The sequence below is a fragment of the Streptomyces sp. NPDC050534 genome (assembly GCF_044457745.1).
In the GTDB taxonomy this organism is placed as follows: domain Bacteria; phylum Actinomycetota; class Actinomycetes; order Streptomycetales; family Streptomycetaceae; genus Streptomyces.
Map to the genome: position 1 here is coordinate 1 of NZ_JBITHF010000021.1, position 17,576 is coordinate 17,576.

Below are 17,576 nucleotides of genomic sequence, written 5' to 3' on the forward strand. Positions count from 1 at the left end.
GGTTTGGGTGGGGGGGCGGGGGGGGGGGGGGGTGTTGGCGCCCGGGGGCGCCCCCCCCCCCCCCGCCCCCCCCGCCCCCCGCGGGGGCCGGGGGGGGCCCCCCCCCCCCCCCCCCCCCCGCTCCCGCAGGGGCATGAGGACTCGTTCATGCGCCAGTTGTGGGCCTGGTGGCATGAGCAGACGGTGACGATGCTGCGCAAGCGGATGACGAGTGTGTCGGTGGACCGGCTGGTGCACCAGATCAGCCGGATCCGGGACGACTACACCTCTGGAGCTGGTCCACTGCCAAGCGTGCCGAGCGTCGCGTCTGGGAGGTCAAGACCGTCCCTATGGGCGAACCCAATCCGCTGATCCGGACCGATGTAAATCAGTTGCTCGGGCAGATCGAGGTCGAAATCAGGCGCTCTGTAAGGCTCCGCGTCTTCGGCTGCCTGCTTACCCCTGCCACCGCCGTTCAGAAAGATGCCGCCGAGGCGGCGCATGACAAGATCGCGCTGATCAACCACGCCGCAGCCCTTCGCCTGTACGACTTGCTGGCCGACCGGCTGCGCAAGTATGACGCTCTGTGTGGTGACGGCAACGCCGAGGCCCGCGGCAAGGCCCGGGAGACAGTCGAAGCCCTTCTGCCCCGGGACGGCTGGCTCGGCACGCTGCTATCTCCGACCCGGGGGAACTTGATGACAGCCGAATCTGTCGCAGAGCTCTTCCCCAGCGGGTGACCCACGGTGAGCCAGGTGACCCGGAGGCGGGTACTAAGCGGTCCTCCGTGAGCGGCTCAGCACCGGTATTTACTGCCCGTCACTGCGGATCCGTGTGGAGGGCACGTACGACGCGGGCAAGGGCATGCGGAACGCTGGACAGTCCGGAGGCGATCGTGACGGCTCCAAAGGTGACCGCCAGGGTCGGATACCCGTTGTACCCGTGGGCGAGCATCCAGCCCGTGAAGAGCAACACGCCGAGGGTTTTGACCACTTGCGGCCACGTGGGGGAAGACGGGCGCGGCGTGGGGCGGGCCGCACTGGGGTTGACCGGTGCCGAGGACAAAGTGGGCATCGCGATCCTCCTGGGAAGCGATCAGAAGACGGCCGTGCGTCGCAACAAGCTGTCCATTGGTTCCAGTGACGCATCGTGCACGTGAGGGTCGGCTCACCGTATTCAGGGCGGCACGTTCCCGGGAAGGGAAAACGCCGTCCGAAGAGCGCTGTCGGCCAGGATCGGACAGCTGCTTCCTCGGCTGGAAAGGTACGCGACGACGATTAGACAGTGCCAGCGGCCGCTGCACTGTGGTCCATTGCGCCTGCAGAAACGTTTTCGTGGGTGTCCGAGTAGAAGCTGGGAGCCAGAAGCGATTCTTCATCATCTGACACATTCTTGAAGATCGTCCCTGGCGCCACTGGAATCAACCAGTGGCTCTCGCTTGCCGGCCCTCCCCTTCCGTCGCAGACGGGTACCTGAGGGAAGAACCGCCCTGCATGGCGTTCACCAGCAACTATGTTGGATCGGACGGAAATCGGACGCTTTCGCAGTGCGAGTGGCGTGTCTCAACCAGTATCGTCAGGCCGATTGCCTTGTGGTGCTCAACGAGGAGACCCGTGAGCGAACTTCCGCCGCAGATACCGATGTTCAGCTCCCCTGAGGAACTTCAAGATCAGTACACTTTCGGAAAGGACCTGCAGAGGCTACGCAAGCAGGCCAGGCTTTCCCTGCGTCAACTGGCGAAAGAATGCAAGGAGGTCCATCCAGTTGCTCATTCAACGATCGAGCACTGGGAAAAAGGCGGCATTGTAAGGAAAGCCAATGAGCCGGCGTTCGTGCATGTGCTCAAAACTCTCGGCGTGACCAGCCAGGACGACCTGGAGGGGTGGCTGGAGAGCGCTCGCGAGTTACGGTCGCGCCCACGCCCGTCCCCGCACATCACCGAACCCTATCGGGGCCTGCAGAGCTATGGCACAGAGGATGCAAAGGTCTTCTACGGGCGGGGCGCGATCATCAGGCTCGTGCTGGACGAGCTCGCCGCGCTACAGGCGGGAGGGGGTCCCCTCCTGCTGACCGGGGCCTCCGGAGCGGGCAAGTCCTCACTGCTCAATGCCGGAATCGTTCCCGCGCTGGGCGAGAACCAGCTCCCCGGCAGCTCCCGATGGCCGGTGCTCAAGGTGGTCTGCGAGAGCGATGAACGAGACCCTTTGCTCGGTCTGGCCAGGGCCGCAGCCGCCCGCCTCGGCACGGACGTGGAAGAGACCGCGGCCAGACTGGGCGGCGGACCGCAGGCTGTCGGACTTCTCATGCAGCAGCTCGCTGCGTCGTGTCCCGGTGAACAGCCACCATCGGACGCGGACGGTCGGGTCGTGGTCATCATCGACCAGTTCGAACGCGCGCTGGTTGGCGCCGAGGACGGTCCGGACGGCGAGAGGACACTCGAAGCGTTCTTTGCTGTGCTGCGCATGATGACCTCGGCATCCACGGCCGGGATCCTGATTCTCGGAGTGCGGCTGGACTTCCTCGATGCTGTGCGGCTGCGCGATCCCTCTCGCACGCTGACAGGCAAGAGGCCTCCCGTCATGGTCGAACAGATGAGTGATGAAGACCTCGCCAGTGTCGTCGGGCGGCCTGCCCGCGCCTTCAGGGTGCAACCGGAGGCCGGCTTCGTGGAGAGGGTACTCGGCGATATCTCTGCGCGAGGAGGCAGATTCGCGCACCAGGCGGGCGTCCTTCCCCTGCTGTCCCACGCCCTGCAGATGACCTGGCAGCGCGGTAACGGTAGGGAGATGACGGTAGCGAACTACCAGGCGGTCGGCGGCGTCGAGGGTGCCTTGCGAGCGACAGCCGAGAAGATCTATGCCGACCTGCCGAGTGGTCAGAAGGCCGTTGCGCGAAGCATGTTCCTGAATCTCGTGCACGTCTCGCCCTCTGGAGCGGCCACCCGCCGCCAGATCACGCTGATGGACCTGTTCGCTGACATCGATTGCGACGAATACCAGACAGAAGAGGTTCTGGACAGGTTCGTGGAGGGTCGCTTGCTGACTCTCGACGAGGTCACCGTGGAGATCACGCATGAAGCGCTGATGGCCGCCTGGCCTGAGCTGCGTCGGTGGCTCGAAGCTGACCACAGCAGCCGCCTGGTGGCCCAGCAGGTGACGGCCGATGCCCGACACTGGGACGACAAGAAGCGCCCCAGGTCCGATCTTTACTACGCGACCCGACTCCAGGCCGCCCGGGTCTGGGGTGAGCGTTATCCGGCTGACGTAGGGAAGTTGGCGCGCGCGTTCATCGATGCATCCGTCAAGCAGGCGCAGCGGAAGGCACGAAGGCTACGGACGACGATAGCAGTGCTAATTGTCTTGATCTTGGCAGTGGGTGCGCTGGCAGTCCGCGTGTATGACCAGGCTGGCAATCTCAGGCAGCAGCGTGATGAGGCTCAGTCACGGACGCTGGCCAGCCAGTCGAGCGTATTGCGCCTGAAGGACGTCAACCTCGCGCGCCAACTGGCGCTGGCTGCCTACCGCATCTACCCCACCACCGAGGCGCGCTCGGCACTGATCGAAGCAACAGCGCTTCCGCCAGCCGTACGCATGTTGGGTGGTCGGGACGCCGGCCTCATGTATGCGGTCGCGATACATCCCGGCGGTGCCGTGGCTGCGGCAGCGGTGGACAACACCGTGCGACTGTGGGACCTGTCCGAACCCGGCCGCCCCAAAGCGCTGCCTGAACCAGCCGGGTTGATCTGCCGGAAGATCTATGCGCTGACGTTCTCCCCCAACGGGAACCTCCTGGCCGCGTCCTGCGCTGATGGCAGCATCCATCTGTGGGATACCCGCCAGCCCACAGCGCCCCGCCCGCTTCGGTCGCTCACCTCGCTCGGCGCGAAGGTCTACTCGGTGGCCTTCAGTCCGGATAGCAGCTTGATGGCCGCTGCCATCGCAGAACCGGGGACGGACGGAGTCGCGCCCGGCAGCGTGCGGCTGTGGGGGGTGAAGGGGCTCTCGGTGAGGACGATGGGCAGGGCCGTGCGCGTCAACGCCAGTGCGCCGGCGAAATCCGTATCGTTCCGCCCGGGCAACAAACAACTCGCGGTGGGTGAGGAGGACGGAAAAGTGCAGCTATGGGACATCAGCAGCCCTCTCCGCCCGACTGACCCGATCTCTGTTCCCGCAACCACGAAGGCCGTGGGCAACCTGGCCTTCAGCCCGAACGGGCGGCTGCTCGCCATCGGCGGCGCCGACAACCTGGTTCACCTCTGGTCAACGGAGGACGTCCGCCACCCAAGCCGGGCCGGCAAGGCAATCGGCGGCGCAGCCACGTACGTCAACGCGGTCGCTTTCTCCCCCGACGACGCCACACTCGCGATCGCCAGCTCCGACAGCAATATGGGACTGCGTCTGATCGACATCGCCAGCCGACGCACCCTGGCCACGCTGCCGCATCCCGCCCCCGTTACCTCTGTCAGGTTCAGCCCCAACGGCACGAGTGTGATCACCGGGGCGAACGACGGCATCGCCCGCCTGTGGCCGGTGGCCTCCCCCCAACTAGAGGGCATGACCTACACCGTCAGCGCAGCCCGCTTCAGCCCTGATGGCCAAAGGCTTGCTCTGGGCAGCAGCGACCTGCAGCTCCTGGACGTCAGCAACCCGCAGGCTCCGCGCCAGCTCGGGCCCGCCCTCTCCAACCCGGACGGCTTTTCCGGCACGATCGCCTTCGCGCCCAACGGTCGGCTCCTCGCCGAGGGGCACGGCCGATCCGGAACCGTACAGCTCTACAGGCTCGACGGCTCCACCCGCATGACCCGGCTGGGACCGCCACTCAAGGCGCATCCCTTGCAGGTGGAGAGCCTTGCCTTCAGCCCGGACAGCACCACGCTGGCCACCGGGGCACGCGATGGAGCCGTGCACCTGTGGGACGTACGAACACCCGAACACCCGACTTTGCTCGCTACTCCGGGCAAGTTCGCCAGCTTGGTGACCGAAGTCGGATTCGCATCCCACGGCCAACTCCTAGTGGCCGCCAGCGCAGACAAGACGGTCAGGCTCTTCGACATCAGCGACCCCGGCAACCCGCGGCCTGTGGGCGAGCCCCTGACGCCCGCCCAGCACTACGTCTACTCGGCCGTGTTCAGCCCGGACAGCACCCTGCTGGCCGTGGGCCTCGCCGACAGCACCGTCCGGCTCTACGACCTCACCCACCCGGACCGTCCCCGAGCCGTCGGGAAGCCGCTAACCGGCCCCGACGGCTACGTCTTCTCCCTCGCCTTCACCTCGGACGGCGCCCATCTGGCCGCAACCGCAGGCGATGGCTCGGTATGGCTGTGGAACATGCACGGCCACGAAGCGCCCACCCTGGACGCGACGCTGCGGATGAGCAGCGGCGCTATGTACCCGGTCAGCTTCCGGCCCGGTACACGGACTCTGGTCGCAGGCGGTGACGAGAAGAAGGCCTGGATCTGGTCCACCGACGTCGATGACGCGATCGCATTGATCTGCCGCACCACGGGTGACCCGCTCACACGCAAGGAGTGGGTCAAGTACCTGCCCGCGGATCGCCGCTACGAGCCGCCCTGTACGTGAATTCACTTGTTCACGAATGTCCAATAGCTGTCCGACCTGGGCTTCCAGGCCCGCATCCATGCCAAAGAGACGACCGCGGCCGCCATGCTGAATGCATCCACGCAACCTCAACGGGCTCTCACAGCTCACCTCCTGAAGGGAATGCACGCGTTCATGAAGCGAGCAAAACTCCCCCGCCGCGCGGGCCGCAAGCCGGCCGCAGCGCTCCTCGCACTGGCGGCAGCCGCATTGGGTTTGATGGGGCTTGCACCGTCGGCGCAGGCTGCTCCCGCTCCGTACTGCGGGCCGAGCAAGTACGTCGAAAAGATCGAAGTCGCTTCGTGGGGCGACGGCCAGTTCCAGATCGTGCTCACCCCCACGCAGGGGGCCCGGTGGAATGCCGCTTTCTCACCCACTCCCCGTGACGCGGTCGTCGAGCAGTGGCACGCGATCCAGGCATGCGTGCCAGGACTGTATGGAGGATTGGCCGACACCATCTGGGACCAGCTGGAATGCCACCAGCTCAACTCGTGGATCGCGCTGCCCCGGGAAGGCAGCAAGTGGATCACTGGTGACACCTACGACCTGGAGAGCTGGCGGCCCGTACTTCCCCGACAGGTGCCAGGACAGGATCTCATCGTCACACACTGCCTGAACAGCATGGGTGTCGACCCCGCCGGACCATTCAACAGTCCCATCCGTCCCGATGCGGGCCAGGTCGACCTAGAGCAGGCGACGAGGAACATCGCCTGACACACCGCGTAGGGCCGGGGAATCACCCTGGCCCTACGCAGGGCCGGGGCTGCGGCGTCCGGCTCCTTGCTGATCCCGTCCAGACGGCGCGGTTGAAGCGCAGTCTGGCGCCGCTGCCCCGGCCAGGACGTGCCACAGCAAGCGGAGTGCATCGTCATTGCTTTCCACGGCCAAGCCGGGTCCGAGACCGCCGATACAGCCGTTGCCGGGGCCACCCTGGCGAAGACGACCCGTTGGAAGCCGCATGCCGGGGTGGGGCAGGCCAGCAGATCGAGTACCGCGATGTTGTGGTGCGCTGCCAGGCGATCGCAGTCCTGGCTCACACCGAGCAATGCAGCAAGATCAGCTTGCGTCTCCCCAATGAGCTGCATGAGCACGGCACCGCGGTTCTCGCTCGCTCCTGCGGCGAACGCACCATGGTGCGTTCGCCGCAGGAGCACCGTGTGGGTGGGATCGTTAGCGAGGCCGCCAAGTGCGGATCTCCAGGTGGAGGATGTGCGCGTCCGGCTGGATGCGGCCGGTCTCCACCAGCCATTCGTGCACGGCGGCGGTGACGTCACCGCCTGCGGCGTCCACGCGGTGGGCGAAGTCCGCGGCGTCGAAGCCGCCGGTCTGGGCGGAGCCGTAGGAGCGTTCTTCGGTGTGGTCAGCGCGCTGAATGACGTCGCGGCGGACGCCGGGTGAGTCGGTGGCGCTGCCTGAAGGGTGCACGTAGGCGGTTTTGGCCAGGCGGACGGTGAAGGCCATGCGCAGGCCCTGGCGGGCGGCTTCGGCGATAAGAGGGCGCAGGCGGGCGGAGCCGGAGGCGATGGCCTGGGCGCCGACGCGGCCTGTGCCGGTGCCGGTGGGCATGATCAGGACGGCCTTGCCGCGGACCCGGGCGCGGGTGCCGGAGGCGGTGGTGCGCCGGTGGGTGTGGCGGGCGGCGATGGCGGTGAGTTCGGGCAGGTCGGTGATGCCGCCAGCTTCGACGGCTGTGAGGACTTCGCGCAGGGCGGTGACGAAGGCGGCGCCTTTGTTCCTGGTGTAGAACTGCGAGACCAGGGAGGGGTCACGGGCGATGATGCGGGCGATGTCGCGTTTGGTGTAGCCGGCCTGCTGGAGGCGGTCGGCGAGCTGGGCGGCTTCGTTCAACTCGCTCTGGTGGCCGGGCCGGTTGCGGCGGGCGCGGGGCGGCATCAGGCCTCCTGCCCGGGGGTGAGGGCAGTGCGTCCGGCGTCGCGCAGGGTGAGGAGTTCGTCATCGGTGGTGGGTGCGGTGAGCGGGCCGGTGAGGTGGCCGCGCAGCAGGTAGTCGCCGGGCTGGTGATGGTGGGGCCAGTTCTGGGGCTGGGTGAGGTAGAGGGCGTCGGTGCGGAAGGCGACAACGCTGCCGGGCGGAGTGTGCAGAGCACCGGCGTAGGTGTCGTCGTCGCGGTGGCGCTGGGTGAGCAGGGCGGCGCGGGCGCCAGACCAGATCGCGGCGGCCCATTCGGGGTGGGCGTTGGGGTCGCGGGCGAAGCCGGTGGGCCGCTGCCAGGTGATCAACTCGTCGTCGAAGTTGATGATTTCCGCGTCGGGCGGCACGTCGCGCTCCGCGGTGCGGGGGGTGGTGCCGGTGACCATGCGGGGGCGCTGGGCGAAGGAGCCGATGCCGTAGAGCAGGATGGAGCGCACCGCGCGGGAGGCGAGGTGGGCGGCGCGGGCCTGTTGGGCGTCGCCCTGGAAGTGGGCCTGGGCGGAGAGGTTGGTCCAGCTCTCCTTGAGTTTCTTGGCCCAGTCGTCCAGCGGTTTGCCGTCGTCCCACAGGATGCCGTCGAGGACCTCGACCTTCCACGGGGTGAGGGGGTTGGTCAGGGCGGTGTGGATCTCGGGGCCGCCGGCCCAGGTGGTGAAGGTGGTGCCGGGCTTGGCCGGGTAGTGCCAGGCGCGGTCGCCGGGCGCCGGGGCGGGCAGCAGGCCGATGTGGTTCCAGGTGTCGGGAACGGTGACCTTCACCTGCCAATGGCCGCACCCGTACAGGGCGCGGGCCTGCTCCTTCTCGCTCCAGGCGGCGAAGGCGGCTGCGGTGATGCGGCGGGGGGTGCCGACTGGGGACTTCCAGGTGTGCTTGGCGTAGGCGAAGGTGCGGTCGTACTCGACGAGTTGGGGAAGCTGCTCGGGCACCCGGGGCGGGACGATGAGTTCGTTGCGGCCCTGGCCTGCGGTGGCGTGCAGCAGGCCGCGCAGTTCCTCCGACAGCACGGGAAAGCCGTCGGCGTGCTGGCCGCGGGCGGGGATGGTGCGGGTCCACAGGTCGCGGCCGGTCTGGGACGGGGAGCCCATGACCACGGCGTCGTTCCAGTGCCGGCGCAGGGCCTGCCACAGCAGCACGAAGGCGTCGCGGACGGTGTGCGGGGTGTCGCCGTCGAGGTCGAACCACTCGCCCACGGAGCGGATTTCGACGTGCTGGCTGCCGTCTTCGCGCTGGTAGCGGCCGACGGGGTGGCGGGCGTGGACGAAGTGTCCGGCCATCCGGTCGCGGCCGCGGCCGGTGTCGGTGCGCCAGCCCGGTGCGGGGGCGTTCAGCCAGGCGGCGACCGCGTCACGCAGGTAGGGGTAGCGGTCGGCGCCCTGGTGCCAGGGTGCGCCGGCGGTGATGTAGATCCGTTCTGCGCCCTCGGGAACGGTATGGAAGACCGCGGTGAGGATGTTCGCGGCCGACCGGTCGCCCAGGTCGAGGTGGTGGGTTTGCTGGCGGTGGACCAGGACGCCGGTGTCGGTGTCGAGGAAGAGGGTGGAGCGGGCCTGCTGGGTGAAGTTGGGGCGGGTGGAGGCCAGGTTCGCGGTGTGGGTGAACCAGGCGTTGCCGCCGTCCCCTTCCGGGATGGAGGGCAGCGTCCGCGCGGCCTGGAGGGATGCCAGGGGCGCCGGGGTGGGGGCGGCCGGCGGGTGGGCGGCGCCCGTGGCGGGCACCGCTGCGGGCTGCGGGGCCGATTGCGGCGCACTGCCGCCGTCGGGGGCCGTGGCCTTGTCGGGGACCGGGGGCTCGGCCGGGGGGGCGGCGGTGTCGGCGAGGCTTTCGGGGGCCAGGGCGGGGGCGAGGGCGACGACGTCGGCCACGCTGAGCCCGGCGGCCGGGGCGATCCGCTCGGCCTTCGCCTTGTCGTAGGTGGCCAGTTGGGCGACCTGCTGGTCCCGGTCCGCCTCCAGCTTCGCCAGGTCCGCCCGCACCTTCTTGATCTGGTCGCGCACGGTACGCAGTGCGGTGAGCGCGGCGTTGTAGCTCTGTGCGTCCATCGGGGGCTTCCTTGTCCAGGGCGGAGGTTCAGCCGGCGGGGCGGGTGGGGACGTAGGCGATCGCTCCGCCCGAGTGGGAGGCGAGGCGGGCGCCCAGGAGCAGCTCGGCGAGCCGTCGGTCGCCGTCCATGCGGGAGGTGAGGACGGTCTGGGGGGCGGCCAGGTCGGTGACGTAGCCGGCCAACCGTGCGTCGGGGAAGGCGTGACGGCCTTCGGTGTTCTTCTCCCAGGCGTGCAGGCCGGTCAGGACGGCCACCACGTAGCCGGAGAGGGTCACCGGCACCACTCCCCCGGTGGCGACGCTGACCGGGTCGCAGCGCCACCAGCCGCGCAGCGCCTTGAGCAGGTCGTCGGCGCCGAGGGTGGCGGCGAAGCCGATCCAGTCCCGGTCCGGTTCGCCCACCCGCCGTGCCGCGTCGACCCGCAGCACGGCGATCTCCTTGGCCTCGATGCAGTGCAGGGATGCCGGACGGCGTGTGCTGAGGGCCTGCACGACGGTGAGCGGGATCATGACGCGGACGCCGCGGCGGGACAGGCCGGGCAGCAGCCCGGCCTGGACGAGACGCCGCAGGGTGGTGATGGCGCATCCCAGTTCCTCGGCCGCCTGCCCGGTCGTCAGCAGCACCACACCACCCCTACATTCCTACTCTGATATCTGATTAGGCATTAATTCTAGGGTCAAGGGGAGTCCGTGTCAAAGGGCAGCGTCGGCTCATCTCCCCCGTACTCCCAGGCCTCTCCGGCGGCCGGACCGACCGCGTCGATCTTGATGAGGCGAGAGGCGATACCTCCTTGGTTGCGCCCGAACTCCCGGGACAGATCGGCCAGGGACGCCCCCTGTGTGCAGCGTTCGGCCAGCAGCTGTTCCTCCTCGGTGCTCCACGGCGCGTAGGCGTTGGGGTGGACCATGCGTTTTTCCTCCACGGTGTAGGCCTTGGGCCTTTCCGGCTTGACGCGCGGGGTGGGTACGTCGTCGGCCGGGAAGGGGATGAGGTGCAGGTGGTGCAGCATCCAGCGCACGGACTTCTCGCTGCGTTCCAGGGATTCGGCCAGCTCCAGGACGGTGGTGCCGTCGAGGAATCCGGCGCGCAGGTAGTCCTTCTCCTCCTGGGTCCACAGGGCCCCGCGGCGGGCCGGTTTGGCCTTCGCGCGCCCTGCGGTTTTCTGGGCGGGGATGGCGGGGGCGCAAGCGGCCGACGCCGACGGCGTCGGCCGCTTGCGCAGGGCCGCCCAGTCCGGCTCGTGGACGGTGGGGAGTTGATCGCGGAAGGCGTTGAGCAGCCGCAGGTAGGCGTACGTGTCGGCCGGGTCCGCGGTGTGCTGGCCGGCCTCCCAGGCGGCCATGGTCTCGGGTTCTGCGTTGAGGGCGTCGGCGACTTCCTCGATCGTCGCTCCCCACCGCTCGCGGAGGCATTGCCGCTCCGCGGGCGGGGGAAGCAGATCTTCCGGGGGCCGTGGCCCCCTTTTGAGCAGGTCGTCCTGGGCGGTGGAAGGCGAGTCCATAGGGTGTCTGCCAGACGTGTCGAGGCGCAGGGATGCCGCCGGCGGCGGGCCGCAGCGCGGGCGGGGAGAGTCAGGATCCGATGCGGCCGAGACACAGACCGCCACGGGCAAGACAGGCCAGGCCGGGCAGGCCGATCGCCCGGCCCAAGCTGTCACGTGAGGCGCCGGGCGGAGGCTTCCGCCAGCCTCGTTCCAGCATCACGCGGTCGCAGCAAGCGGGGTGTGGTCACCGCTTGACTGCGCTTCCAGCATGCCCGAACAGCGGCCGTCAGCCGTGCACGCAGGGAACGATTCTCCTGTCGGATGCCCTGTGTGAACTGCACCGATGCAGGCAAGCGGTGGCGTCGGCGCCAGTCCAAAGGGGCAGCAGGAGAACACCAGTTCAGCAGCCGCAGCGACCGGGCGGGCGGGTGCGCTCTGTGCGGGCCGCCTCGAAGTCTGGGAGGCAGAGCGCTCCCAGCCCCCCTCCCGACGCTGCGGGGCCGGGCACGGCGGGCCCCGCGACGGGCCTTCGGCGCGTGCCGGCGAGGCGACCAGGATGCAGCGATCGCCCTCACGGTTCCTCGCGCTGACGCCAACTCGGTTGCAGGAAAGGCCATTTGGCTCCGCCGTATGGACTGCGCCCGGCCGTGGCCATGAGAGCGGGGTGCACCCAGGGCAGCGGGCGTTGAAGGCGGCGTGAACCCACCGCGGGGCGCCGGGCGCCCCGTGCCCCCCGGCAGGCCGTGGCCGCGCCCCCCGAAGGAGGTCTGAGAGCACAGCTCCGGCCGATGACGAAGCGATCGGGGCGCCTTCTCGTACAACGTCAAGCTGTGTCCTGCGGGGCATACGGCCCGTCTCACTCTTAAAGGCGTACTTCCAGGTCAGCTGCACCTGTGGGTCGTCTGTTCGTTTCCGCAGGTGGAAGCGATATCAGGCACCGAGTGTGCGGGGCGGGGCCGTGTGTCCTTGTCCCGCTTTCGACGCGGCCCCCATGACGGTGTCCCTAGACTCGCGTCCTGCAAAAGGGGCCTCTTCACGGCCTGGAGGGAGGGACTGACTGTGCAGTTGCGCGCTCTGCGCCGTATGCGGCTCCAGGTCGCCGAGTTGGCGACCAAGGACAGCGCGCTGCTTGCAGCAGTCCGCCAGCGCAGGCAGGAGTTGGAGAGCGAACTCTCCGCGGTACGCAGCCAGGAGGAGGTCCTTGCTGGCATGGCCGACAGTTCCGGGGGCCTGCTCGCTGCCGTCGACCGGCAGATTGACCGGCGCCGGACCAGCACTGCCGCGGAGGCAGGCGCGAGCGCCGGCGCCGCCGAGGAGACGGGCGACGGCACAACGTCCCATGCCCGCCCGACGGTGCCCGAAACGATCCGTGCGCTGCTCCTGGAACGGGAAGAGGCCACGACGAAAGAGATCACGGACCAGATCAAGCGGGCGCGCCCCGACGTAAAGATCAAGTACGTGAGCAAGACACTGGTGCGCCTGAAGAAGCGCGGGCTGCTCATGCAGCCGCGCGTCGGTGTCTACCGGCTCGATGGAGAGTGGGCCATGTCCACAGGTCCCTGAATATCTGGCCGAACATGCGTGAACACCGCCGGTTCCTTGGACCGACCCGGCGGTGCCACGGTGCGCATGTTTGGCCTCACGCCAACACGCGCCGCCACTATACCCAGCGTGCTGGGCCGGGGCGTTGCGTGTCATCCACACGTGTCGCACAACCAGAAAGTCCTCACGCCCATGGAAGATCTGTTCTCCCACGCCGGTTCCACGCCCTCCTCGCCTTCCTCCGACACCGCTTCCCCGGGTGTCTTCAAGAACAGGACCGCCTCCCCCGCCTTGCCGGGCGAGCGCACGGTCCCCACCGATCGCGCGAGCCTGCAGCGTCAGGTGTCTCTCTTCCTGGCCGGCGCCCAACGGAGCGGCACGGAGCGCCGCACCGTCGCCAGCGCAGATCTGGCCCGCGAGGAAGGGGTGACGGCCGAGACCGCCACCCAGACACTGCGCTTTTGTTGCCACCTCGGCCTGTTCACCGGCGAGCGGGGCAAGTTCGTTGTCACCGATACGGGTTGGAGCATCGCGCAGCGGTGGCGGGAGGATCAGACGCACGCGCGGCTGCAGTTCCAGGCCCAGTTCCTTCCGCACTGGTCGGCGGTCGCGACGTGGGAAGCGCTGAGGGACGGCCCGATGCCGGTGGATGAGCTGGCGCGGCTCCTGCAGCACGGTCTGCCCGGAAGGCCCCGGCGCGGGGTGTATCTGGTCGACTGGTTGGGGCTGGCGATGCTGGTGCACCGCGACCGGCAGGGCTTGGTGTGGCCGGCCCCGGCCCTGAGAGCGGCGGCCGGCCCCGAGGGTGTGAAGGGTGCGAATCCTGCTCCCAAGCTGGAGCAGCCGGAGCCCGAGCCGGAGCTGGACACCTTGATGGGCATGACCAACAGCCAGCTGAGGGCGCTTTCTCCCGAGCGCTACCGTGCCGTGCTCGACAACCTGGCCCAGGTCTTGGAGCTCACCCCGGCCTGATCCTGCCGGCGTCCCGCGGCCGTGTGGTGCCGCGGGCCTCCCTCTCACGTCCGTCAGTGCCGCCGGTGCGGCCCTGATCCGTGGCGGGCGGGGCTGGCGGCCATCCGCCGGCCGCCAGCCGCACCCGCCACAACGAACTGGTGCGCCCCTGCCCCGATGCGGCGCTTTGCGCCGCCCTGGTGCACGCCGGCCTGCCTCCACCCACCCGTGCGGCCGATCCGGCAGCCCGGCCCCGCCGGCCAGGGGCAGCTTCGTCCTGCCCTGCGCCGACGCCGCTGCACGCCCCCGGACGGCCGCACGTGCCCTCATTTCCTCCTTCTGGAAAGGGAGTTGCTTCGTGCCCACTGCTACTTTTGCGGGACAGCCGCCTGACTGCGCCCCGCCATCCCGCGCCCGGCGCCGCGTGGCGCATCCCGCTCACATGACCGCACGGTTCATCGACCGTTTTGGCATCGAGCATGAAATGCCGTGGCTGGAGGCCGCCGGCGAGCGGCGGCTGGAGGAATGCCAGCCCGTGCGGGCGTTCCCGGTGCTCAAGGGCCGCCGGGTGGCGCCCGGTTGGTGGTGGTCGGCGACCGACGGCCGTCTGGTGCACTACGGCTTCAAGTCCATGCGCACGCAGGTCATGATGCTCGACCATGATCGAAGCACGGTGGCGCTGGCCTGCCGGCCGGTGGAACTGCTGTGGCAGGGCCGGGGCGGAAAGACCGTGGCACACGCCCCTCATCTGATGGCACGCCTGGGCGACGGCAGCGGTCTGCTGATGGACTGTGTCAGCCGTTTCGGGGCCGGGCGGCGGCTGGTGTCGCGGGCCGTTCATGTCGAGGCCGCGGCCGCCGCGGCCGGCTGGCACTACCGGTTGGTCGGGCCGCCGCCGCGTGCGGTGGAGGCCAATGTGCGCTGGCTGGCCGGTTACCGGCATCCGCGGTGTGCCGGAGACTGGCTGTCGGCCGTGACCCAGTGCTTCAGCACGCCGATGGCCCTGATCGCGGGGGTGCTGCTGCTGGGTGATCCGATCGCCGTGTGGCCCGCGGTGTTCCACGCGGTGTGGACCGGCCTGCTCAGCGTTCCGCTGGAAGCCCCGCTGCATGAGCGCGTCGTTGCCGTGGTGGCCGTGCAGGACGGGGCCAAGCGGTGACCCGGCCGGCGCTGACGGTCGGCTCGGCCGTGCGCTTCGACGGCCGGGAATGGACCGTGGCCGGGATCGACGGCTCGTCGACGGCGGGTGCCCGGATCCTGCTGGCCGAGGCGGACGCCGCGACCGGCGGGCTGGCGACGGTCAGTGCGGCCGCCCTGTTCAGCGATCACTCCTTCGCCCTCGTGGACGGCCCGCCGCCGCTGCGGGTGCCGCAGATGGGGCTCCTGGCGACCGTCGACGAAGACGCGGATGCGGCAGGAGGTGGAGTGGTGGCTGGAGGACCACCACGGCGCCAACACCGTCCAGGTGCCCCCGAAGGCCACGTTCAACAAACTCCTCAGCGCCATGGAGGAATCCCTCGGCCTGCAGGGGACCGTGGCGCAGCGGCGTGCCCGGGCATCCCGCCCGGCACCGCCGTTCACGCCGACGCTGGCGCTGCGCCCGGGCGAGATCGTGATGATGGACAGCACCCCCATGGATGTCCTGGTGATGCTGGACGACGGGGTGCCGGGGCGGCTGGAGTTGACCACGGCTCTCGACCTGGCCACACGTAGCTTGTGCGGGGTACTGCGCCCGGCGGGAAGCAAGCTGACCGACGTCGCCGTGCTGCTGGCGCAGATGATGACGCCGATGGTGATGCGGCCCGGCTGGCCGGCCTGCCTGTCGATGGCCGCGTCCGTCGTGCCGCACGAACGGCTCGCAGCCGTCGATGAGCGGCTGAAGGACGCGGCGGCCCGCCCCGTGATCATGCCGCAGACGGTCGTGGTCGACCAGGGCAAGGTCTTCATCTCACCGGCCACCCAGGCCGCGTGCGAGAGCCTCGGGATCTCGTTGCAGCCCGTCCCGCCCGCCAACGGGCCGGCCAAGGCGCACGAGGAGCGGTCGTTCGGCTCGATCAATTCACTGTTCTGCCAGTGGCTTCCCGGCTACACCGGCTCCCATGTCGGTGAGCGCGGCTCCAAGGTCGAACAGGAGCCGCTGCACACCGCCGCCGAGATCCAGGCGCTGTGGGAAGAGTTCCTCATCCACTGGCACCACCGGCCGCATGACGGCCTGCGGCACCCGCTGATGCCGAAGAAGGCCCTCACCCCCAACCAGATGTGGGCGGCGCTGCTGCCCGTCACCGGCTATGTGCCGGTCCCCCTGACGTCGGACGACTTCGTGGAGATGCTGCCGGAGGACTGGCGGCCGATCACCGACCGCGGGATCAGGTTCGACTACCGCACCTTCGATGACCCGTGCCTGAACGACCACCGCGGGCAGGACTCCGGCGAGCGGTCACAGAACGGCCTGTGGGAGATCCACCACAACCCCTACGACCCGGTCAGGATCTGGGTGCGGCTGCCCGAGGGCTTCAGGGAGCTGCCGTGGATCCATGCCACCTCGGTCGAGCATCTCTTCACTCACCACGTGTGGGAACACATCTGCAAGACCGTCGAGCGCACCGGGTCGCGTGAAGAGCACGAGGCGGAACTGGCGCTGGCACTGAACGACTTCCTCAAACGCGCCTCCGGCAAGGGGAAGTTGACCGCGCCCGAGCGGCGGGTCATGGCGAAGTCCCGTGCGTCCGGCGCGGTGCCGGCCCCCGAGGGCGGCCTCGACGTGCTCAGCGTCTCCCCCCTGTCCTTCGGGCTGGCCGGCGTGTACGCCGATCCCGGATTCGACGACGACACCATCCCCGACGAGGACGACGACGAGGAAGTCCTCGCCTTGCCCGACGACGCATCGGAGACCGGCCACCCCGGCCGCGGCTCCCTCATCCTGAGCGACACGGACCTGGAGGACACCCCATGGCTGCCGTAACTCTCGCCGCAGACGACGGCTTCTTCGACGACGACATGGTGCCCCCCGGCGCGGTCACCAACGTCCGCCTGTGGCAGGCGGAAGTGTCCCGCCCGCGCGTGCCTGCGGCGCCGGTGGACGATCCGTCCTGGGACCGCAAGAAGCTGCTGGACTACCACTCCGAGTTCGTCATCCTCCTGACCCGGCACATGCAACAGGCGCAGATCGAGCTCCGGCACACACTGCTGGTGAACAACAAGCAGCGGGGCACCGCCCGGCGCGGCCTGATCCTGTCCGGGCCCCCCGGGGCGGGAAAGTCCACCACGCTCGCGGAGCTGGCCCGCTCCTTCCATCTGAGCGAACGCCGCCGCCTGGCGGGCCGCGAGGGCTCCATGCCGGTGGCGTTCGCCTCTATCCCGCCCACCTGCAATCCCAAGAGCCTGGTCCAGGTCCTCGCCCGGTTCGCCGGCATCCCCGTCCACCCCAGGATGACCGAGAACACCATCACCGACGCCGTGTGCCACGTGCTGTGTGAGCGGCGCACCCGGCTGGTGTTCTTCGACGATGTCCACCTGCTCAACACCCGCACCCGGCTTGGCGCCGACAGCTCCGACCAGGTCAAGACCCTGGCGGAGCGGGTGCCGGCGACATTCGTGCTGGCCGGTGTCGATGTGGAGAACTCCCCGCTGCTGTCCGGGCCGCGCGGTGCCCAGCTCGCCGCCCGCTGCAAGATGCTGCGCACTCCCCCGCTGCTCAACGGCACCCGCGAGCAGAAGACGTCGTGGCGCGACTTGTTGCAGGGCATGGAGGCGGCGCTGCGGCTGCCCCGGCACCGGCCGGGCACACTCGTCCGCCACGCCGACTACATCCATCTCCTCACCGGCGGTGTGATGGCCAGCCTCTCCCTGCTGGTGCGGGAGGCCGCGATCCGCTCCATCGTGGACAACAGCCACGCCATCACCAAGAAGCTGCTGTCGCAGGTGGTGCTCGACATCCAGGCCACGAAGGCGGCACGCGCCACGCGTAAGCAGCGCCGCACCGATTGACGGCGGCCGCGGTTGGCGGTGATGCGGCCCTGGCGCCGCATCACCGCCAACCGCTGCGGCTCGA

The 17,576-nt window shown here is 69.2% G+C and carries 13 protein-coding genes; 9 read left to right on the forward strand and 4 right to left on the reverse strand.

Annotation, left to right across the window (positions count from 1 at the left end; genetic code table 11):
- Positions 1-329 precede the first annotated feature (329 nt).
- From ACIBN2_RS43295 to ACIBN2_RS43310, 4 genes are all read left to right on the forward strand, one after another.
- Positions 330-719 carry a hypothetical protein gene (locus ACIBN2_RS43295; RefSeq protein ID WP_399143231.1) on the forward strand — a complete coding sequence of 130 codons (390 nt, stop codon included), beginning with the start codon at positions 330-332 and terminating at the stop codon, positions 717-719.
- 221 nt (positions 720-940) lie between these two features.
- Positions 941-1,138 carry a hypothetical protein gene (locus ACIBN2_RS43300; protein ID WP_399143232.1) on the forward strand — a complete coding sequence of 66 codons (198 nt, stop codon included), beginning with the start codon at positions 941-943 and terminating at the stop codon, positions 1,136-1,138.
- Between the two features lie 454 nt (positions 1,139-1,592).
- Positions 1,593-5,558 carry a hypothetical protein gene (locus tag ACIBN2_RS43305; protein ID WP_399143234.1) on the forward strand — a complete coding sequence of 1,322 codons (3,966 nt, stop codon included), beginning with the start codon at positions 1,593-1,595 and terminating at the stop codon, positions 5,556-5,558.
- A 153-nt stretch (positions 5,559-5,711) separates the two neighbouring features.
- Complete coding sequence (locus tag ACIBN2_RS43310; protein WP_399143236.1) at positions 5,712-6,290, forward strand: hypothetical protein; 579 nt, start codon at positions 5,712-5,714, stop codon at positions 6,288-6,290.
- Positions 6,291-6,746: 456 nt separating this feature from the next.
- On the opposite strand, the gene ACIBN2_RS43315 is transcribed toward ACIBN2_RS43310, so the two are convergent.
- From ACIBN2_RS43315 to ACIBN2_RS43330, 4 genes are read right to left on the reverse strand one after another with little or no spacing between them, the layout of a single operon-like run.
- Positions 6,747-7,469 carry a helix-turn-helix domain containing protein gene (locus ACIBN2_RS43315; protein ID WP_399143237.1) on the reverse strand — a complete coding sequence of 241 codons (723 nt, stop codon included), beginning with the start codon at positions 7,467-7,469 and terminating at the stop codon, positions 6,747-6,749.
- Positions 7,469-9,547, reverse strand: a complete 2,079-nt coding sequence (locus ACIBN2_RS43320; protein ID WP_399143239.1) for a hypothetical protein — start codon at positions 9,545-9,547, stop codon at positions 7,469-7,471. The genes ACIBN2_RS43315 and ACIBN2_RS43320 overlap by 1 nt, the downstream gene beginning before the upstream one ends.
- Before the next feature lie 28 nt (positions 9,548-9,575).
- The gene (locus ACIBN2_RS43325) at positions 9,576-10,172 is read right to left on the reverse strand and encodes a helix-turn-helix domain-containing protein (RefSeq protein ID WP_399143241.1); all 597 of its coding nucleotides are present in this window, start codon (positions 10,170-10,172) and stop codon (positions 9,576-9,578) included.
- A 53-nt stretch (positions 10,173-10,225) separates the two neighbouring features.
- On the reverse strand, positions 10,226-11,050 hold the full coding sequence (locus ACIBN2_RS43330; RefSeq protein ID WP_399143242.1) for a hypothetical protein: 825 nt from the start codon (positions 11,048-11,050) through the stop codon (positions 10,226-10,228).
- Between the two features lie 1,065 nt (positions 11,051-12,115).
- Here ACIBN2_RS43330 and ACIBN2_RS43335 point away from each other — a divergent pair.
- The 5 genes from ACIBN2_RS43335 (at position 12,116) to ACIBN2_RS43355 (ending at position 17,512) form a co-directional block, all read left to right on the forward strand.
- Positions 12,116-12,595: a hypothetical protein gene (locus ACIBN2_RS43335; RefSeq protein WP_399143244.1), complete on the forward strand. Its 480-nt coding sequence runs from the start codon at positions 12,116-12,118 to the stop codon at positions 12,593-12,595.
- A gap of 141 nt (positions 12,596-12,736) precedes the next feature.
- Entirely contained in the window at positions 12,737-13,546 is an 810-nt protein-coding gene (locus tag ACIBN2_RS43340; protein ID WP_399143245.1) for a hypothetical protein, read from the forward strand.
- Between the two features lie 421 nt (positions 13,547-13,967).
- Positions 13,968-14,684 (forward strand): TnsA-like heteromeric transposase endonuclease subunit, encoded by a 717-nt coding sequence (locus tag ACIBN2_RS43345; protein WP_399143247.1) that lies wholly within the window; start codon positions 13,968-13,970, stop codon positions 14,682-14,684.
- 249 nt (positions 14,685-14,933) lie between these two features.
- Positions 14,934-16,487, forward strand: coding sequence for a transposase (locus ACIBN2_RS43350; RefSeq protein WP_399143249.1), 1,554 nt, complete (start codon positions 14,934-14,936; stop codon positions 16,485-16,487).
- The gene (locus tag ACIBN2_RS43355) at positions 16,475-17,512 is read left to right on the forward strand and encodes an AAA family ATPase (protein WP_399143250.1); all 1,038 of its coding nucleotides are present in this window, start codon (positions 16,475-16,477) and stop codon (positions 17,510-17,512) included. The genes ACIBN2_RS43350 and ACIBN2_RS43355 overlap by 13 nt, the downstream gene beginning before the upstream one ends.
- The last annotated feature ends 64 nt before the right edge of the window (positions 17,513-17,576 follow it).

Excerpts from the sequence above, each read along its gene's own strand:
- ACIBN2_RS43295 (WP_399143231.1), top strand. The coding sequence starts at position 330 with ATGGGCGAACCCAATCCGCTGATCCGGACCGATGTAAATCAGTTGCTC.
- ACIBN2_RS43310 (WP_399143236.1), top strand. The coding sequence starts at position 5,712 with ATGAAGCGAGCAAAACTCCCCCGCCGCGCGGGCCGCAAGCCGGCCGCA.
- ACIBN2_RS43315 (WP_399143237.1), bottom strand. The coding sequence starts at position 7,469 with ATGCCGCCCCGCGCCCGCCGCAACCGGCCCGGCCACCAGAGCGAGTTG.
- ACIBN2_RS43320 (WP_399143239.1), bottom strand. The coding sequence starts at position 9,547 with ATGGACGCACAGAGCTACAACGCCGCGCTCACCGCACTGCGTACCGTG.
- ACIBN2_RS43330 (WP_399143242.1), bottom strand. The coding sequence starts at position 11,050 with ATGGACTCGCCTTCCACCGCCCAGGACGACCTGCTCAAAAGGGGGCCA.
- ACIBN2_RS43335 (WP_399143244.1), top strand. The coding sequence starts at position 12,116 with ATGCGGCTCCAGGTCGCCGAGTTGGCGACCAAGGACAGCGCGCTGCTT.
- ACIBN2_RS43345 (WP_399143247.1), top strand. The coding sequence starts at position 13,968 with ATGACCGCACGGTTCATCGACCGTTTTGGCATCGAGCATGAAATGCCG.
- ACIBN2_RS43350 (WP_399143249.1), top strand. The coding sequence starts at position 14,934 with ATGCGGCAGGAGGTGGAGTGGTGGCTGGAGGACCACCACGGCGCCAAC.
- ACIBN2_RS43355 (WP_399143250.1), top strand. The coding sequence starts at position 16,475 with ATGGCTGCCGTAACTCTCGCCGCAGACGACGGCTTCTTCGACGACGAC.